We start from the raw sequence: 18,221 nt of genomic DNA, 5'->3' as shown, positions 1-18,221 counted from the left end.
ATTAACTTTTCCCGACGAGAACTGACTGTTCGTCGGAAGCGGCAATCGGACCCGTGGGCGCGGGTTCTTTCGCCGGCGCAGGTGGGACTTGCGGCGGCGGCGCCGCGGGCTGTTTCGGCTCGCCGGAAGGTTGGGGTTCGCCAGGCGCAGCCTCGATCGGCGCGGGCACGATCTCGAGCAACACCCGATTATCGGTATCGATGTTACTCGCGACGGCGTCTCGGATTTGGTCCGCGGTCACGTCGAGATACCTTTGCAACTCAGAATTGAAGAGGTTCGGGTCACCGTCGTAGAGGGTGTATTCGGCGATTTGTTGTGAACGGAACTGTGAAGATTGCCGACTGCGCACATCTCCGTTGAAAAGATTATTGCGCAGCTTCTCCATCTCTTCTTCGCTCGGTCCACGCGTCGCCAGGTCTTTGATCTCATTGAAGATACTGTCGCGGATTTGGGCGCCTTCACTATCCGGTTTGGGAATCACCACGATGAACAGACCAGACGGCCCACGACGTTCGTCGATGCCGCCCTGGATTTGAACGACTGACTCTTCGCCCTTCACCAGTTTCTGATAAAGCCGCGCGCTTTCTCCTTCGAACAGTAGATGACTGCCCAGCGAGAGCGCGTAAAAAGCAGGGGTGCGGCGCGGCGGAATCTTCCAGCCAAGCGCAAACGCGGGCACCGGAGCGAGCTTATCAACGAATGTGTCGAGGCGTTCAGCCACTTCGACCGGCTCGCTCACATCAACGGGCGGCGGCGCCGGCTGGCTCGGAATCGTAGCGAAGTATTTGTGAACCAGCTCCGTCGCTTCGGCAATATCAAAGTCGCCGGCGATTGAAAGCACGGCATTATTTGGCGCGTAGTAAACGCGAAAGAACTCGCGCACATCATCCACGGTCGCGGCATCGAGGTCTTCCATCGAACCAATCGTCGAGTGCGCGTTCGCGGGGTTCTTGAAACTCATCTCAAACAGACGCAGAAAACCGTTCACGTAAGGCTGATTGTCGTAGCGCAGACGCTTTTCTTCTTTTACGGCTTCGCGCTGGTTATCAAGATTCTCCTGCGTCACGTTGAGGGAGCGCATGCGATCGCTTTCCAGCCAAAGCGCGAGGGGCAACTCACTGGCCGGCAAAGTCTCGAAATAATTCGTGCGTTCGCTGGAGGTCGTGCCGTTCATCGTGCCACCGGCGTTTGAGATGAATTGAAAGTGCGCAGCCTTCGGCACATTCTCAGAACCCTGAAACATCATGTGCTCAAACAAGTGAGCAAACCCGGTGCGCCCTTCGGGCTCATTGCGCGAGCCAACGTCGTAATAAACGCTGACAGAAACTACCGGAACGGATTTGTCCTGGTTGAGGACGACCCGCAGACCGTTGTCCAGGGTGAATTGTTCGATGGATGTATGTGGAACGAGAAAAGAAGTCTGCACTTGAAGCCGCTCAACAAAAATGAAAGTGGAATGACGGGGGAAGTGTACCGCGTCGCGTGGGGGATTAACAAAGACTGCACGTCAGAACCCCGAGAGATGCCTAAGCGTCATGCGTAAACCTAACATGACTCCTCGCTATCGCTCGGGGGTTCAGACGTAAGACTGTGGACGTTACGCGGCGGGCGCTTCGTCCGTTTTCTTTTCGGCGACCATTCCGCGCAGCTCAGCACGCAGACGTTCAATTTCCGCGAGTTTCGTTTCCACGCGGTCGAACAATTCTGTTTGCGTCTTGATGCCCTGGTCAATCAAAAACGAAGCGGCCTCGGCGCGTGTACCAAAAACGCCTGCCTGCACCAGCTGACCCAACTTGTGGGAAGCATCCGCGGAGACCTTCACCGCCAACATGTAATCGTCCTTGGCGGAAATGGCTTTCTCAATTGTGCGGCTAATGTCACGGCCAATTGCCGAAAGTTGCTCGGGAATTCGCGCGGCCATGTCACGCATCGAGTTGCCGGCATTCGATTTCTCGTCAATTGGTTCTGGTTCTGGTTCGTGCATGATTAATTCATTCCTTTGCTCTGACCCATCTGATGGTCCTTGATAAGACGTACTCATACAAGTTCTCCTTCTGCTAATAATCCATGTACGCGGGTGTTAGAGGGAAAGTTCATTCTAAAAAGCGCACGATGGCGGGTCAAGGAACGAGGAAGGAGAGTGTCCGACTTTGCGGTTTTTCTTTGCGACTTTGCGCCTTCGCGTGCAACAACCCTTTTGAAGAAACGGTTTCACGCAAAGACGCAAAGCAGCGCAAAGATGGTTTGTTGAACTCCCCAGGCATCGTAAAATGCTGATTCTTCTGAAACCCAGCCCTGAAGGAGGAGTTATGAGAAATTTCCTGCGGCTCTTTGCCGTGGCATGTTTGCTGATGTTGTCCTTCGCGGCGACGCCCGCGCAGTCTTCCCGGCTCGCCAGCCTCGCCCAACTGCTTGATGAGCAGTCGATTGATTTGGCTGAGAGAACCTACGGCGACTATCGCACTCGTAGTTTCAGCAACCGGAGCGATGTTGAGGCTCTCTATCTGGCCGAGCAGTTCAGCGGATCGGCGCGCATTTTTCGGCGCATGGTGACGGACCGCCGCCGCGAGACGGAACTGAAAGACGGGGCCGCAATCCTGGCAAGTCTACTGACGCGCGCCGACAGCGACTTCGCGCGCCGTAACCGGTGGAATGATGTGCGGCGCACGGTCGACGATATTCAGCGAACGTTGGACGGCAGAGGTAGTGGCGGCGAATTTCATGAGGGTGAAGGCGAGAGTACGTCGGGGCGTCTGCACTGGCGCGGCACCGTCGATGACAACGTGCAGTTGGTTATTCGCGGGGGCTTTGTCGACGTTCGGACGATCGGCGGCACAGAGTACAACGACGCGAACTACAACTTCACGTCGCAGCTGCCGCGTCGTCGCACCACGGTCAGAGTGAACAAGCTCAATGGGCGCGGTACCGTCCGGATCCTGCAACAACCGTCGCGCGAAAACGACTTCACAGCGGTCGTCGAGATCAAGGACCCGAGCGGCGGAGCCAGAATGTACGAGATCGAAGTGCTCTGGTAGGCTGCGGTCGATGGGCCCGGAGAAGTGCGGCTCCCTGGGCCTGCTTACTTAATCCGCAGGTTGACGGACGTTAGGCCGCTTTTAAATCCGAACAGCACGCAGCGCAGCGCGAGGCCGCCAGCGGGATCGAGGTCAGGCACGCCGGACAATCCTTCGTCGAAATGTCCTTGCGGCGCACCTTGTTGACGAACTTCACCACAAGGAAAATCACGAACGCGATGATCACAAAGTTGATGATGTCGTTAATGAACTGGCCGTAAGCGACCACCGGAACGCCCTTCGTCTTTGCGTCAGCCAGCGAAACGGGAACGCCTTTCGAGCTGTCGAGCACGACGAACAAGCTTGCGAAATCGATCTTGCCTAGCAGCAGACCAATTGGCGGCATGATGATGCCCTCGACCAGGGACGTGACGATCCTGCCGAACGCGACGCCGATGATAACGGCAACCGCGAGATCGATCACATTGCCTCGCGCGATGAATTCTTTGAACTCTTTCAGCATTGGGGCCTCCTTTGTGGCACAGACTTTAGTCTGTGGATATCCGAATCGCAAGAATTGCAGTGGTGAAATCACAGACTGAAGTCTGTGCCGCAAGCGTAGCTACTGACAATTTTTCGCGAGTGAGTAGCCGGCCTTTTCGGCTTCTTCCTTGTTCCTTAAGACGACGCGATCCGGTGGCGAGACTTTCTCGCCCGCTTCGCAGCCCGCAGGGTAGTACAGTTTGGTGATTTTGTCCGCAACCACTTGCGCCTCGGCGGCGGCAGCCACTTCCTCGCGCCGCTCAGCAATCGTCACGTCGGCAGCGTCGTCGGCCAGTCGAATGCTGGGGCTGCCGGCAATTAATGAGACGTAAAGTGTGAGGCCGTCGCAACCCAGTTGCTGCCCGCCACGTTTTGGCGACCACCTGCCCGGCACGTTCAGTGACTTGCTGATTCCCTTAACGAACTCATCGACTGACTGCCATTTGAACGAGCTTTCGTACCCGATCCAAAGCGTGGTGAGCTTGCCGTCCAGAAAATCGAACGAGATGGTGCGAATGTCTGCGAAGGCCACTTTGTCGAACTGCGGATCGTAAAGCGGATTGATGCTGGTCTTAGTGAGACCAATCTCATCGGGCCGGCCGAATTGCACTTGTGGCACGCGCGCTTTGACTTGATCGAACGTCATTCCGAGCCGAAATCCCCGGAGCTCGGGCGCATCCGCAAGCTGATCACTTCGCACGGAGCATGGTTGAGCTGAGATACTCAGACCGCTGACGAGACAGAGAAGAATTGAACCGAAGAGGTGAAGAGCGAATCGCGAACGGTGGATCATGTGGCGAGCAATCTCTCGATCAGTTGGCTCAACGCTGTGGGATCGAACGGCGTCGGGACGTAATCGGTGCAACCGGCGTCCAGAGCCCGGGCTCGATATTCATCAGCGCCGTAAGCCGACACGGCGACAATTGGCGTCTGGCGGAGAGACTGATACTCGCGGATTTGCCGGGTCGCGTCAAGGCCGCCTAATCCCGGCATCATCATGTCCATGATGATCAAATCAGGCTGTTCGCTTTGCGCTAATTCGACCGCTTGCTCGCCATTCTCGGCTTCGATTACGCGGTAACCTTTCTTCTGCAGCCAGAGCTTCATCATCAGACGCGTATCGTCAAAGTCTTCGACCAGCAGAATAGTCTGCTGCGGACGGGTACGGTTAATGGCAGTTTGAGCTTGCATGACAACAGCCGGGAGGATGGGCAAGAGTTTGGTACCCGCGGCAGGGGTCGAACCTGCGACCTCTCGCTCCGGAGGCGAGCGCTCTAATCCACTGAGCTACGCGGGCACGGGGCATAAGAAACTTAGCATAGCGAAGAGACGTAATTCCAGCGTTAGTTAGACTAAAGGGTTTAGCGTGTAGCGTGTAGGTGATAGACCCGGATTCCTAAACGGTCGTGGTTAGCGGCTCGAGACCTTACAATCTCATTCACGCTTCGCTTCAGCGAGGCGTCAGAGTTGAGCAGCAACTATTCCGCGAAGCGTTTTAACGCTTTCTGGTTTAAGCCGTTGAAAACGGCTACGTGCGAGAAGGCGACGACAGATCTTGGTTTCCCAAGACATTTTCAGTCACAACACCCTCCAGCCAACTCGCCATACCCGCCTTCCTTGCAAAATGCTTCATACCTCGTATATCAACATCCGGCATGTCTGAGACGCATTCACAAGTCATTGAACTGCTGCGCGCGGAATCTGATGCGATTGCCAAGGCCGCAGCGCGCCTGCAACCGGGCGACATTGATCCGGCGATCGATTTGCTGGCGAAATGCCGCGGCAAAGTGATCGTGCTCGGCGTCGGCAAGTCCGGCATCATTGGGCAGAAGATCGCGGCCACCATGACCAGCAGCGGCACCGCCGCGCTGTTTCTGCATCCATCCGATGCCCGGCACGGAGGGCTCGGGATCGTTACCGCCGACGATGCAGTCGTAATGTTGAGCAACAGTGGCGAGACCTCTGAGCTGCTCGAACTGCTGCCGTATTTGAAGCAGCGCGACGTGCCGCTGATTGCGATTCTTGGCAATGTGAACTCCTCAATCGCGCACCGCGCAGATGTGGTGATCGATGCTTCGGTCGATCAGGAGGCGTGTCCGTTAAATCTCGCGCCGACCGCTAGCACTACGGTCGCGCTGGCAATCGGAGACGCGCTCGCGATGACGCTGATGCGGGCAAAGGGTTTGACGGAAAATGATTTCGCTTCGAACCATCCCGGCGGCCAGTTGGGCAAACGCCTGACTTTGCGGGTAGCGGATTTGATGCACGGCGGAACTGAGAATCCGATGATCGCGCCTGACGCAGCCTGGATGGACATTGTGTCTACGATTTCGCATTTCGGACTCGGCGCCGTGAACGTGGTTAATGGCGACGGAAGGCTGGCGGGCGTGATCACCGACGGAGATCTGCGCCGTTCGCTGCAAAGAATCGCGGCCAAAGACCTCGCCTTCGCAAATATTACCTGCGACGAATTGATGACCCGCGACCCGGTCGTGGCAACTCCGGCAATGCTGGCCTACGACGCTTTGCGGTTGATGGAAGAACGGTCTTCGCAAATCAGCGTCCTGCCGGTAGTTGATGACGAAAAGAAATGCGTTGGGCTGATTCGTCTGCATGACATCGTGCGCAGCGGGTTGTGATTTTGGAGATTGGGTACGCACGCCTCCGGCGTGCCGTCCAATGTATTAACGCAGCACGCCGGAGACGTGCGTACCCAAATAAGGGTTTCATTATGAAAATCAGATTGTTTATTGCTTTGCTGTCTATTCTCACGGCGTTCACCGCCGCGAGTGCTCAAGAGGGCAGCCTCGGTGCACGAGCGAATGACCGGGCGCCGAGGGCGACGATCACAGTCAACGAACAGTTTCTCAATTCGTTCCTCGTGGGGATGTTCGACAACCTGCAAGAACCGTCGATGCCGCTTACCAGCGGCGGCGCGCAATCGGCGAACTGTGCCAGCGAGATCCGTTTGAAGCGTGAAGTTAATGGGGTGCGCACTGCCGTGCGTTTCGAGAATGGCCGCATCGTGGGGCCGCTCGCGTTTGCGGGAGCGTATTACTCGGGCCTTCTTGGTTGTGTCCAATTCACCGGCTGGGCCGATGCAGAAGCCACCATGGAGTTCAGTCGCGATCGGCGCGCGGTGTTGGCACGGTTTCAAGTGCGCGACATTCATCTGGCCAACACCCCGGGATTGCTGAACGATCCGCTGCGAAACATGGTGCAGAGCACGATCGACCGTCGCTACAATCCGGTGGAACTGTTCACGCTGGAGCAACTCTCAACCAACACGAACATCAAGCCCGCCGGCGGCGCCTTGCGTTTGGAAGCCATTGGCGTGCGGCCTGAGATCACGTCCAACGAACTGGCTTTGCATATCACGTATCGCTTCGTGCGGGGGTGAGGTCAGAACGGCCTGCGGTAGCGCGCCGTTGATCTCAATCAGTTAAGACTATCCGAGTACCGTTCAACCACCCGCTACCGCAGGTGGTTCTGACTTGCTATCCCGACAGGTTGGGATTCTGATAGAATCCGCGCCTCACGCGGAGTCTCAAACACAATTCGGAGGAGCCCATCGTGCGAAAACAAAACTGTGTGTTCGCCGCCCTGCTGATCGTCGCGACTGCGATCCTCGCAATTGCGCAAACAAACGCGCCGCGTTACCAACTACCGCCCCGGCACGTTATTGATGCATTCGACGCCGCGCCTCTGCCGCAGGCGATTCTCAGTCCTTCAAAAAAGACGCTCGCGCTGCTTTATCGCCGGCCGTATCCAACCATTGCCGAACTGTCGCGGCCGATGCTGCGGTTGGCCGGCGCGCGCATCAATCCGAAAACGAATGGACCGCACCGCACGGGTTTGATTTACGCGATCACTCTGAAGCGGATTGCCGACGGCGCTGAAACAAAGGTCACGGTGCCCGCGTCGGCAAACATTTCAAACGTGCGCTTCTCGCCGAACGGCCAGTACCTGTCGTTTCTGAACACGACGCCGAATAGCGTCGAACTGTGGGTTGCCAACGCGAGCGGCAAAGCGCGACGTGTCAGCGGTCTCGATCGGCTGAACGCTGCCAGCGGCGATCCGTGTGATTGGCTGCACGATAGCACCAACATGATTTGCGAGATCGTGGCGGGAGGTCGAGGCGTGGCGCCAGCGGAACCGGCAGTTCCCAGCGGCCCGAACATCCAGGAGAACCAGGGCAAGCCGGCGCCCGCGCCAACCTTTGAAGATCTGCTGAAGACGGCGCACGACGACAATTTGTTTGAATACTATTTCACCAGTCAGCTCGCTGCCTACAACATCGAGAGCGCACGCAAAACGCTGATCGGACGACCGGCGCTCTTTGATAGCGTCACGCCTTCGCCCAGTGGCGAGTACCTGCTCGTCTCAAAACTGAAGAGACCATTTTCACATCTGCTGCCGATGAGTGGCTTTGCCGAAGACGTCGAGGTGTGGACGCGTCGCGGCGAATTCGTGCGCAAGCTCGCGGACATTCCGAACCGCGAGGGCATTCCCATCAACGGCGTGCAAACAGGACCACGCGGACATCAGTGGCGGGGGGACAAGCCGGCAACTCTCGTTTGGGTTGAAGCGCAGGACGGTGGCGACCTGCGAAACAAGGCGGCGATCCGCGACAAAGTGATGTCGCTTTCAGCTCCGTTTAGTGCGCCGCACAGCGAACTGGCGAAGACCGAGTGGCGCTTGGCCGGTCTCTCATTTACCGAGAAGGGCATAACGCTTCTGAGCGAATCTGACCGAGCCACACGTCGGATCCGAACCTGGATTCTTGAAGACGGGGCCCAGCCGCGCAAGCTTTGGGATCGCCGGCAGGATGCTGCTTACGAGAATCCCGGAACACCCGTCACCCGTACCACCGGATCAACCGCAGGCGGCGGCGGAGGAGGTGGCGGCGGCGCCGGCGGACCGATTATTCAAAGGGGCGATTCAATCTACTTGATTGGTCAGGGAGCGTCACCCGAAGGTGACCGGCCGTTCCTCGATCGGCTGAATCTGAAGACGCTGGAGAAAGAGCGCCTGTTCCGCAGCGATAGCAACTCTTACGAGACGGTCGTGGCGCCGTTGGATGACGACGCGAAAGCTTTCCTGACGCGATATGAATCGCAGAAGGATCCGCCGAACTACTTTGTTCACCACGTCGTGGGCAACACGACGCTCCCGGTCACGGACTTTAAAGATCCGCAGCCACAGCTACGCGGCGTGACGCGGCAGTTCATCACTTATCAACGAAAAGACGGCGTAAAACTTTCGGGTAATTTGTTTTTGCCGCCTGGTTACAAACCGGGGACACGTCTGCCGGTAATCTTGTGGGCCTATCCGCGCGAGTTCGGCGACGCTGACGCCGCCAGCCAAATCACCGGTTCAGCAAATCGGTTCACGCTGGTTAGCGGCTACTCGCATCTGTTCTTGCTGTTGTCGGGTTACGCGGTTTTGGACAATCCGACAATGCCGGTCATCGGCGCGGGCGAGACCGCCAACGACAAGTATGTCGAGCAACTTATCTCAAGCGCCGAAGCAGCGATCGACAAAGTCGTCGATATGGGCGTCGGCGATCGCGAACGCTTCGGCGTCGGCGGTCACAGCTATGGCGCGTTCATGACGGCGAATCTGCTTGCGCATTCGCGTCTGTTCCGGGCGGGCTTTGCGGAAAGCGGCGCTTACAATCGTTCGTTGACCCCGTTTGGATTTCAGAGCGAGCGGCGCACGTTCTGGGAAGTGCCGCAGCTTTACGCGCGCATGTCGCCGTTCTGGCACGCGCACAAAATCAAGGACCCGATTCTCTTGATGCACGGTGAAGCCGACGACAACTCAGGCACGTTTCCAATCCAGTCGGAACGTTTCTACCTGGCTTTGAAAGGGCAGGGCGCAACCGTGCGTTACGTGACGCTGCCATTCGAAGCGCACGGCTACGCAGGCCGCGAGACGCTGCTGCACGTGCTGGCCGAGCGAATCAATTGGTTCGATAAGTATGTGAAGAATGCGCCGCCGCGAGGGAAAGAGCAGATCGCAAACTGATCGTCTCGGTATCGCAAATGAGAATCCGACGCTCTGTTTTCGGACTTGGTAGAGTGCTACCCGCTTTGCTAACTATCGCACTGGGTTTCAGCGCTTTTCCTCATGGAGAGGCGGCACCGCAACGCTCAGAGCAGTCATTGCTGATTGAGAGACACGGCAACGAGCCTTTGGAGTTGATCGATCTTAAAATCGCCGATCAATCCGTGAAGTCGAGGATCAAGTCGAAGTGGCGGCGCGGAGATGACGGCTATGATGAAGCTACTTTCGCTGGCGCCGAAGATTGGCCAAAGGACATACGTCTTCGCGTACGAAACATCTCTGGAAAACAGCTCACCGGCTTTCAAGCTTACATTTATCTAAAGCCTCCCGCGGCCCAACGCATGTTCGGTGTGGATCTAAAAGGGCCAGGGACAACTCGGCTTGAGCACACTGCGTTAGCGCCTGGTCAGGAAATCGAAGCTGAGGTTGACGGCGATTCGTGGGATCGCGCGATCATAGGACTCGCACAATACGGCGGCGAACTAGTTACGGCCGAGGTTCGCTTGTCGATCGGATTTGTCGGTTTCGCCGATGGCCTTTACTGGAGGAACGGGCGTATGGTTAGACTGGACCCGAATAATCCCAACCGATACATTCCAGCTGAAACGAAGGGGCCGTAAGCGTACGGAACCGAAACTCAGGGCGGCGGCGTGCGACTTTGCGGTGTGACCGTCAGACGCGAACGCATCCGTTGCTGCCAGCCGCTCTTCGTGCCTTCCATCTCTTCAAGCTGGGCCATGACGTCGCTCAGAGTCTCGCCCCCGAACTGCCTCATCTTCAAGTACAACAGCGCCGGCACGATCGAGAGCAGCGGTAGAAAGAAGATGTTAATCAGGTTTGCGGCGTCGGTCAGGATCTTGATCCCCTTGCCGCTGCCGCGTTTGGTCGAGGCCCCTGTAATCGCACCGACAATCGCGCCGATAATTGCCGGCACCAGAATCTGAACCAACATCGCGAGGATAATCGTGCGCCACGATCGTGAAGCCAGCGCGCGTGCGCGTTGTCGCGCGGCCTTCTTTTCCAGTCCTTCCATTAAAACCACCGGCGCCCAGAGCAGGTAACGCGCGGTCATTACCAAGCCGGGGATCACAAACAGGATCCAGCCGATCATAATGCGAATCGCCAGCCGAATCCCGGTGTTAGCGAACGGTTTCAGGCGGCGCCGAAGGATCTGGAAAGCAGTGCGCAAGCGCACGGGCTTCATCGGCGCCACCGCCAGTTGAGTCACGATGATCGCGGTTACGCCCGAGATGATCGAGGCGGTTACAAACTGCGCAGCCACCGTTAGTAACGCCAATGGAATTGCGATCCCAACTGCCGCCCACTTGCTGAGCTGCGGCTCGGCGAGCCGGAATGCGATCATCATGGCCATAATGATGATAGTTGGGATGTGTGCCAGCAGCGACAGCTTCAGGAACTGCGGAAAGTATTCGCTGTAAAGCGAGAACGCGCGCCGGTAAAGCGCCCCCAATCCGTCGGCATTCGCGCGCATCGCGTTCGCAAAAGCAATTGCCGTCGGCGGCCGCTGCTCGCGATCCTTTTCCAGCGCCGACATCACCATGCGCGAGACGCGCTTCGGCAGCTTCTTATTCAGGTCGCGAACCGGTGTGGGCTGAAGATCATTGTGCGCGCGAATGACGCTGGAGGTGTCACCGGTGAAGGGCGGCGCGCCCGTCAACATTTGATATGCGATCACTCCGATGCTGTAGATGTCTGAGCGCGCGTCCAGACGCTCGCCCCGACATTGCTCGGGCGACATGTAGAGTGGTGTGCCGAGGATTGCTCCAATTCGCGTTAATCCCGATGCGGCGGTGCCCATAGCCGCGACTGTCTTCTGGGGCCGAGCCGCCGTGTTACGCGCCGAATCAAGTACGCGCGTCTGTTGCTCGGCATCCGGCAGGATCTGGGTTGCTGCTCCATCGTCTACCGCGGCGTCCGAAGGATAAATAATCGTCGCTGCTTCGAGTGCGGCTGCTTCCGTCGGTTGAAGTTGAGCAGGCGGTGCAGCAGGCGCAGGTAATGGGTTGCCACTTTCGGCGAGCTTCGCGATTCCGAAATCGAGCACCTTCACTCGATAGCCGCCCAGGCGATTCGGCTCGAGCCAGATGTTGTCCGGCTTCAGATCGCGGTGCAGGATGCCTTGCTGATGCGCTTCCTGAACGGCGCCGCAAACCTGCTCCAGAATGTCCACCACCCAATAGAGCGGCAAGCGATTCTCTTCGGCCAGCACGTCGCTCAGGGTGCAGCCGTCGAGATATTCCATCACCAGGTAAGCGACTCGATCCTCTCCGTCGCCTGAGAAGCCAAAGTCGGTGACATCGACTACGTTCGGATGTCTGAGGCGGCCGGCCGCGCGCGCTTCGCGTTTGAAGCGCTCAACAAACTCCTGGTTGCGCATGAACTGCGGCGCGATCAGTTTCAGCGCGACATAGCGATCCGTCCCCAGATGCGTCGCCAAAAACACTGCGCCCATGCCGCCCTGACCGAGCAGACGCTCGAGGCGATACTTGTCGTCGAGAAGTTGTCCGACGTAGCGCTGAAGATCGTTCATGCGATGACTTTTATTTAGCCCAGGCGTTTACGCCTGGGTAAGTTGTAAACGAAAAGAACAATAGCCTCCTTTTAGGAGGCTTTCAAAACGTCAAAAAAGGTAAGCCCATGATGGGCTTATCAGTTTTGTTTCCCGCGTTCCCCAGGCGTAAACGCCTGGGCTACGGAAAACGCGGGGGCCTACACGCCAATGGTCAATCCCAGTACTGCTCCTGCCACTTTCGTTTCTTCAACTGCGCGTCTGACCAGAAGCCTTTGAGCAGTTGGATACGCGGCTGGGCCTCGTCAGGTCTTGCGACCAACGTCACGACGTCGTACCGGTAGGGTTCATTAACCAGGCCCAACATGCGCCGGTACGCCAGCGCCGCGCGTGCGATTTGCCGCCGCTTGCGCTGATCGACGTTTACCTGAGGCGGTGCGAAATCGTCGGATGCGCGCGTTTTGACTTCAACGAAACAGAGCGTCGGCCCATCGTATGCGACCACATCGATCTCCGCGTTCACCACGACGTCGCGCAAGTTTCGGCCAATGGGAAGAGAAAAGTTTGCCGCGACTATGCGATAGCCCGCTTGCTCAAGATGCTCAATGGCGAGCGCTTCACCGCGCCGGCCGAGTTCAAAATGAGCCGGTGACGGCGTTTGCGAAGCAGCGGGTTCGGCTTTCCAGAGATTGAAGCGCATGGGGAGTGGGATGGGTACGCGCGCCTCGGGCGCGCAAGCACGTAAATGGGTACGCGCCTCCGGCGCGCTTAAGCACGCCAGAGGCGTGCGTACCCTACTCTTTCGGCTGTTTCTTCACGAGTTTCGGTTCTTTTGTTTTTGCTGACGACGCCGCCTGGCCTTGAGACGCCCCATCTGCGGCTACGCCGGGTTTACGTGTCTTTGGCTTCGGGCGCCGTTTGCCGAAAGTTCCACGATGGATTTTTCCACGTTTTGATCGCTGATCACCTTTTCCCATTAACAGTGCTCCTATGATGGTTATCGCACCCAACCCATCGACTACTCCAAGCGGGTTGCCCGCTTGAGGGCTCCGGCAGGTCGGGCCTTCGGTTTACTTCTTCATCAACTCTAAAACAGCGGACGTCATTGCTTTCACTCCGCCTCGCAAAGTCGGCTCAGGAACCGGTGCGAACAGGCTGGAGTGTAACGAGGGCAGTGGCTTTCCGGTCCTGCGACTCTCTTCGACTTTAGCCGGATCAACGGTGCCAAGCCAGAACAGCGAACTGGGAATCTGCTGATCGAGACTGAACCGCCCAAAGTCTTCGGCGGCCATCACCGGCTCGACCTTCGTTACCTTGTCCGCGCCCAAAGCTTTCTCGAAGACTCGCGCCAGACGCTCGGCCAGTTGCGGATCGTTGTAAGTCGCCGGTGTGTACTCAGTCTCGCTGATTTTCACGATCGGCGCACGATCTTCCGGGATTCCGGCGGCCGTCGCAGTGCTCTTGGTGATGCGTTCGATTGACGAAAGAATTCGCTTCCGGACTTCCTCCTTGTACGAACGGACCGTCAGTAACAACTTAACTTCGTCGGGAATGATGTTCGCTTTGGCGCCGCCGTGAATCGATCCAACCGTCACCACTGCCGGATCGAGCGGTGAGACCTCGCGACTGATGATAGTTTGCAACGCGAGCACTGTTTGCGCGGCGACGACGATCGGGTCTTTTGTTGATTCCGGTCTGGAGCCATGGCCGCCGAGCCCGCGAATCGTAATTTCCACGGACGTCGAATTCGCCATCGCGTAGCCAGGCGCGTAGCCGATCTTACCTGCTTCCAAATCAGCGCTGCTGTGAAACGCGAGGGTGAAGTCAGGTCGCGGGATCCGCGAATACAAACCGTCCGCCAGCATCCCCTTCGCGCCACCCACAGTTTCTTCCGCGGGCTGCCCAATCATCACGAGCGTACCGCGCCATTGGTCTTTCAACTGGGCCAACATCTTGGCGGTACCCAGCAGCGTCGTCATGTGCACGTCGTGACCACAGGCGTGCATGACGCTTACTTCCTGTCCTGCATCGTTTTTGGTCTTCACTGTGCTGGCGTAAGCTAAGCCGGTCTTTTCTTCGACCGGAAGCGCGTCCATATCGCTGCGCACCAGCACCGTCGGCCCCGCGCCGTTCTTCATCACGGCCACTACGCCGTAAGGTTTCCATTCCGGCCGATCATACTTGCCCACGTTCTCGGTGACTTCGTAACCCAGCGCGCGCAGTTGTTGCGCGATAAACGCCGAAGTCTTTGTCTCGTAATGGGAAAGCTCGGGCGCGGCGTGCAGAGCTTTATAGGTGCTCACCAGTTGCGGCAGTTCGCGATCGACGAGCGCATCGAGGGACTGCTGGGCATTGATCGACAATGCGCCCAAACCACCAACGAGCAACAGCAGGAGGATTTTCTTCATGATCAATCGAGAATATGCGGGCTCAAAATACCTTAACGATTCTGGGTTTCACAAGTCGGATTCAATCTGAAAGTACGTGCCGGAGTATGAGGTCAGTACGGGGAGTGATAGCGACCTGCTCAAAGAGTCAGTACCGGGAGCGTCTTTTCCCAAAAAGATGGGGGTGAACGAAGAAACTCGTCGAGCTGCGTAGCAGCGGTCTTAGCCAAGCCCAAGGCGAGGCTCTGCGAGCCTTGGGAAACCATATCCGTTATAGATCAGCGGAGCCCGCGAAGCGGGCGACATCTCAGTCCCGAGTTTAGCGTTTCGAGTCAGAACCAATGCGGAGTGCCTGGTTGCGTGGTCCATTCTGAAGAGAAATCCTGCTGCGCTCCTTGCGATAACCTAACTCAAAGGTCGCTGCTCCGCGGCTCCTACAAATTTTGTTAACCGTCTACCCAAGGCTCGCAAAGCCTCGCCTTGGGCTTAAATACATCCGCAGCTTCGCAGCTTCGTTGAATATTGTCAGCCCGGTAACGACCGGGTCTAACTAAGTCTCAGACCGCGGGATAGTCCGGCGCAAAGGGAGTAAGACCGATCCGTGGCGCCGCGAGCAGCAGCCCGATGATCGTCTTCGCATCTTCGATTTCATTGTCGGTAATCATCTGCAGCGCCCGATCGATCGGCATCCGCACGACCTCAATCGCTTCATCGTCTTCCAGGCGCTGCTCGGTCTCCTGCAAATCCGTCGCGAGATACAGCCACATCTTCTCGCTGAGAAATCCCGGCGAGACAAAGAACTCGCAGAGCTTTTCCATGCGGCCCGGGACCAGTCCCAGTTCCTCTTCCAATTCACGGGCCGCGCCCACTTCGGGTAGTTCTCGATCGTTCAAAGTGCCGGCCGGCAACTCGAGCAGGTACTTCACCGCCGGATGACGATACTGCTTCACGAGCGCGATTGTGCCGTCTTCGAACACGGGCAGAATCACTGCGCTCCCGCCGTGGTGAACAACTTCGCGCTTATACGTCTGGTCGCCTTCGCGAACCGTATCAACGGTCACGTCAAAGATGCGGCCCTCGAAAACTTTTTTCGAATCGATGAATTCAGGTGTGTCGGACATAACTTTAAAGGTTTAGAGTCGGCTACTGCCCGACGGGCGGGCGGTAGCCCGCCTCTAATCATCACTGCGAATGAATTCCTGCGCGGCACCAACCAGGTACAACGAGCCGGTGATGAGAATGAGACCGTCCGCGCCGGTAACCCGTCGCGCAATCTGCAACGCTTCAGCGACCGATTTCGCCTCGTGAAGACTTGTTTGATCGAGGCCGGCTGGCGCGGCGGCCTTCAGATTCTCGAGCGTAGCCGCCCGCGGATTATCGAGCTCAGTCAGAATCACCTGACGGGCCGCCGGGAAGAGAATCGCCGCGATCTCGCTCAGCGGCTTGTCGCGCATCGCGCCAAAGATCAGTGTGATTGGCTGAGCCATGAACTCGTCGAGATAGTCGTGGAGGGCGCGCGCCGCAGCCGGATTGTGCGCGCCATCGAAGAGAACCGGCGGGTTGCCCTCAAGTAATTCAAGCCGCCCCGGATGTTTGGCGTTCCTCAGCCCGCTGAGGATCAAGTGCCGTGAAAGATCGAAGCCCCGCTCACCTAAACCTTCCGCGATTACCACGGTCGTCGCCGCATTAATCGTTTGATGGCGACCAGGCAGCCCGAGACAGGCGTTCTCGTATCTATCGTTTCGTGTTTCAAACGTCGCGCACATGCGGCCCGGCACTAAGCCTTCAGCGACTGTGACGTTGGTCGGCGCTGAAGCAAAACGGGCCGTTACCCCTGCTTCGGCACATCGTGCCTTTATTACTTCCAGCGCTTCGTCGTGCTGTGGCGCGACGATGGTAGTCACACCCGGCCGAATAATCGCGGCTTTCTCGGCGGCAATTTCAGCCAGGGTGCTACCGAGGTGTTCCTCATGATCCATGGCGATCGGCGTGATGGCGACGACTTGGGCGCCCGCGGCCGTGGTCGAATCCAGCCGTCCTCCCAAGCCGGTTTCGAGAATCGCCAACTCAACTTCGGCTTCACGAAAAGCCAGGAGCGCGATGGCGGTGACGTGTTCAAAGAAGGTCGGCAGGGTCTCCAGCTCACGGCCTTGCACAAGTTCTTCCGCGGTTTGCTTAACCTGCGCGGTGAGCCGCGCAAATTCGTCTTTCGTAATGTCGGCGCCGTTCACGCGAATCCGCTCAGTCATTGAAATCAGGTGCGGCGAAGTGAAAAGACCGACGCTGATTCTTGCTTCGCGGCAGATCGATTCCAGCATCACCGCCGTTGAGCCTTTGCCGTTCGTGCCGGCGATTTGAACTGAAGGAAAACTCCTGTGCGGGTTACCAAGCGCCGCCAGCAGCCGCTCAATATTTGCGAGACCAAGTTTTATTGTGAGCGTCTCGTGACCGAGAGAAAGGAGATAGTCCTGGGCTTCATCAAAAAGCATGTGAGTGGACAAGTCATCCCGAAGGGATGAGAGACAATAGCCGGGGGTAAGCGCGGAGCGCGTCACCCCCGGAACAGTAGCCATAAAAGTTAAAGCACCCTGAAGGGGTGCGAGAAACAACCGCGAATTCGAACCTTAATTTCTTGCGCCCCTTTCGAGCGCGTCTGTTATCGCGTGTGATCCAGGGCGGCTCTCGATACATCGGGATTGCCCCTACGATCGTGCCTTTCAGGGCGCATTCGCCGAAACGTGAAACTTATGACCTGCGACTTGAGTCTTGTCCGTCAGATCCGGATTCATCATGAAGTCGAGCGACTTGATAATGAAGGGGCGCATCTCGCGTCGATCGACAATGGCGTCAAGCATTCCATGATCGAGAAGGAATTCCGATCGCTGAAAATCTTTCGGCAGCTTCTGCCGGATTGTCTGCTCGATCACGCGCGGGCCCGCGAAACCAATTAGGGCTTTCGGTTCAGCGACGATGATGTCGCCGAGCATCGCAAAGCTCGCCGTTACGCCCCCGGTGGTGGGATCGGTGAGCACGGAAATGAACGGCAGGTGACGCTCTTCGAGCGCCGCGAGCGCTGCGGAAATCTTCGCCATCTGCATCAGCGACAGCGCACCTTCCTGCATGCGCGCGCCGCCCGACGCCGCGAAAATAATTACGGCGCCCCGTTCCCCGATGGCGCGCTCAATCAACCGCGTGATTTTTTCACCGACGGCCGAACCCATCGAGCCGCCAATGAAATTCATGTCCATCGCGGCGGCGAACACACGATGCCCGCCCACTTTTCCACGCGCGTTGATGACTGCTTCCGAAAGGCCCGTTCCATGACGCGCCTGTTCGAGGCGTTTGGTGTAAGGCTTGCTGTCGACAAACCCGAGCGGGTCGGTGGAAATCACCTCCGCGTCGAGCTCTTCGCAATGGGCGTCATCGAAAATGCTTTCCAAACGCTCGTAGGCGCCGATGCGAAAGTGATAATTGCAGTGATGACAGACCTGCAGGTTCTCATCCAAATCCTTCTTGTAGAGGTGTTCGCCGCACTCGTCGCAGCGCACGAAGACATTCTCAGTACGAACGACGCGTTCAGAGTCGCTAACCGGCTCGATCTTGCCTTTTTTCTTACGAAACCACGGCATAAAAAGTCAGAGATCAGAAGTCAGAAATCAGCACGCTCTTCTCAATTGT

The 18,221-nt window shown here is 57.5% G+C and carries 16 protein-coding genes and 1 tRNA gene; 5 read left to right on the top strand and 12 right to left on the bottom strand.

The window, feature by feature from the left end; translation table 11 throughout:
- Window position 1: 1 nt before the first annotated feature.
- Together VFX97_12875 and VFX97_12870 are read right to left on the bottom strand one after the other, a co-directional pair.
- The gene (locus VFX97_12875) at window positions 2-1,426 is read right to left on the bottom strand and encodes a pitrilysin family protein (GenBank protein HEX5704088.1); all 1,425 of its coding nucleotides are present in this window, start codon (window positions 1,424-1,426) and stop codon (window positions 2-4) included.
- A 171-nt stretch (window positions 1,427-1,597) separates the two neighbouring features.
- On the bottom strand, window positions 1,598-1,984 hold the full coding sequence (locus VFX97_12870; protein HEX5704087.1) for a hypothetical protein: 387 nt from the start codon (window positions 1,982-1,984) through the stop codon (window positions 1,598-1,600).
- Between the two features lie 325 nt (window positions 1,985-2,309).
- On the opposite strand from VFX97_12870, the gene VFX97_12865 reads away from it, so the two are divergent.
- On the top strand, window positions 2,310-3,035 hold the full coding sequence (locus VFX97_12865; protein HEX5704086.1) for a hypothetical protein: 726 nt from the start codon (window positions 2,310-2,312) through the stop codon (window positions 3,033-3,035).
- Between the two features lie 70 nt (window positions 3,036-3,105).
- On the opposite strand, the gene mscL is transcribed toward VFX97_12865, so the two are convergent.
- From mscL to VFX97_12845, 4 genes are all read right to left on the bottom strand, one after another.
- Complete coding sequence (gene mscL, locus VFX97_12860; protein ID HEX5704085.1) at window positions 3,106-3,537, bottom strand: large conductance mechanosensitive channel protein MscL; 432 nt, start codon at window positions 3,535-3,537, stop codon at window positions 3,106-3,108.
- A 99-nt stretch (window positions 3,538-3,636) separates the two neighbouring features.
- Window positions 3,637-4,203, bottom strand: a complete 567-nt coding sequence (locus tag VFX97_12855; GenBank protein ID HEX5704084.1) for a hypothetical protein — start codon at window positions 4,201-4,203, stop codon at window positions 3,637-3,639.
- 143 nt (window positions 4,204-4,346) lie between these two features.
- Window positions 4,347-4,748, bottom strand: coding sequence for a response regulator (locus VFX97_12850; GenBank protein HEX5704083.1), 402 nt, complete (start codon window positions 4,746-4,748; stop codon window positions 4,347-4,349).
- Window positions 4,749-4,777: 29 nt separating this feature from the next.
- A tRNA-Arg gene (locus VFX97_12845) sits at window positions 4,778-4,854 on the bottom strand.
- Window positions 4,855-5,212: 358 nt separating this feature from the next.
- Between VFX97_12845 and VFX97_12840 the strand changes: the two genes are divergently transcribed.
- The 4 genes from VFX97_12840 to VFX97_12825 all read left to right on the top strand — a co-directional run bounded on the left by VFX97_12840 (window position 5,213) and on the right by VFX97_12825 (window position 10,246).
- The gene (locus tag VFX97_12840) at window positions 5,213-6,196 is read left to right on the top strand and encodes a KpsF/GutQ family sugar-phosphate isomerase (protein HEX5704082.1); all 984 of its coding nucleotides are present in this window, start codon (window positions 5,213-5,215) and stop codon (window positions 6,194-6,196) included.
- A 92-nt stretch (window positions 6,197-6,288) separates the two neighbouring features.
- Entirely contained in the window at window positions 6,289-6,957 is a 669-nt protein-coding gene (locus tag VFX97_12835; GenBank protein ID HEX5704081.1) for a hypothetical protein, read from the top strand.
- A 173-nt stretch (window positions 6,958-7,130) separates the two neighbouring features.
- Window positions 7,131-9,587 carry a prolyl oligopeptidase family serine peptidase gene (locus tag VFX97_12830; protein HEX5704080.1) on the top strand — a complete coding sequence of 819 codons (2,457 nt, stop codon included), beginning with the start codon at window positions 7,131-7,133 and terminating at the stop codon, window positions 9,585-9,587.
- A gap of 137 nt (window positions 9,588-9,724) precedes the next feature.
- Window positions 9,725-10,246 (top strand): hypothetical protein, encoded by a 522-nt coding sequence (locus tag VFX97_12825; protein HEX5704079.1) that lies wholly within the window; start codon window positions 9,725-9,727, stop codon window positions 10,244-10,246.
- A 17-nt stretch (window positions 10,247-10,263) separates the two neighbouring features.
- Here the strand turns inward: VFX97_12825 and VFX97_12820 are convergent, their stop codons facing one another.
- From VFX97_12820 to accD, 6 genes are all read right to left on the bottom strand, one after another.
- Complete coding sequence (locus tag VFX97_12820; protein ID HEX5704078.1) at window positions 10,264-12,177, bottom strand: serine/threonine-protein kinase; 1,914 nt, start codon at window positions 12,175-12,177, stop codon at window positions 10,264-10,266.
- Window positions 12,178-12,370: 193 nt separating this feature from the next.
- Window positions 12,371-12,856 (bottom strand): YraN family protein, encoded by a 486-nt coding sequence (locus tag VFX97_12815; GenBank protein ID HEX5704077.1) that lies wholly within the window; start codon window positions 12,854-12,856, stop codon window positions 12,371-12,373.
- 370 nt (window positions 12,857-13,226) lie between these two features.
- Entirely contained in the window at window positions 13,227-14,564 is a 1,338-nt protein-coding gene (locus VFX97_12810) for an amidohydrolase (GenBank protein ID HEX5704076.1), read from the bottom strand.
- Window positions 14,565-15,100: 536 nt separating this feature from the next.
- Window positions 15,101-15,664: an NUDIX hydrolase gene (locus tag VFX97_12805; protein ID HEX5704075.1), complete on the bottom strand. Its 564-nt coding sequence runs from the start codon at window positions 15,662-15,664 to the stop codon at window positions 15,101-15,103.
- A gap of 54 nt (window positions 15,665-15,718) precedes the next feature.
- Window positions 15,719-17,116 carry a folylpolyglutamate synthase/dihydrofolate synthase family protein gene (locus VFX97_12800; GenBank protein HEX5704074.1) on the bottom strand — a complete coding sequence of 466 codons (1,398 nt, stop codon included), beginning with the start codon at window positions 17,114-17,116 and terminating at the stop codon, window positions 15,719-15,721.
- 144 nt (window positions 17,117-17,260) lie between these two features.
- On the bottom strand, window positions 17,261-18,172 hold the full coding sequence (accD, locus tag VFX97_12795) for an acetyl-CoA carboxylase, carboxyltransferase subunit beta (GenBank protein HEX5704073.1): 912 nt from the start codon (window positions 18,170-18,172) through the stop codon (window positions 17,261-17,263).
- Window positions 18,173-18,221 lie beyond the last annotated feature (49 nt).

The sequence above is a fragment of the Pyrinomonadaceae bacterium genome (genome assembly GCA_036277115.1).
GTDB lineage: Bacteria > Acidobacteriota > Blastocatellia > Pyrinomonadales > Pyrinomonadaceae > UBA11740.
The sequence above is the reverse complement of the archived record's forward strand: the minus strand, read 5'-3'. Positions and strand labels throughout refer to the sequence as shown.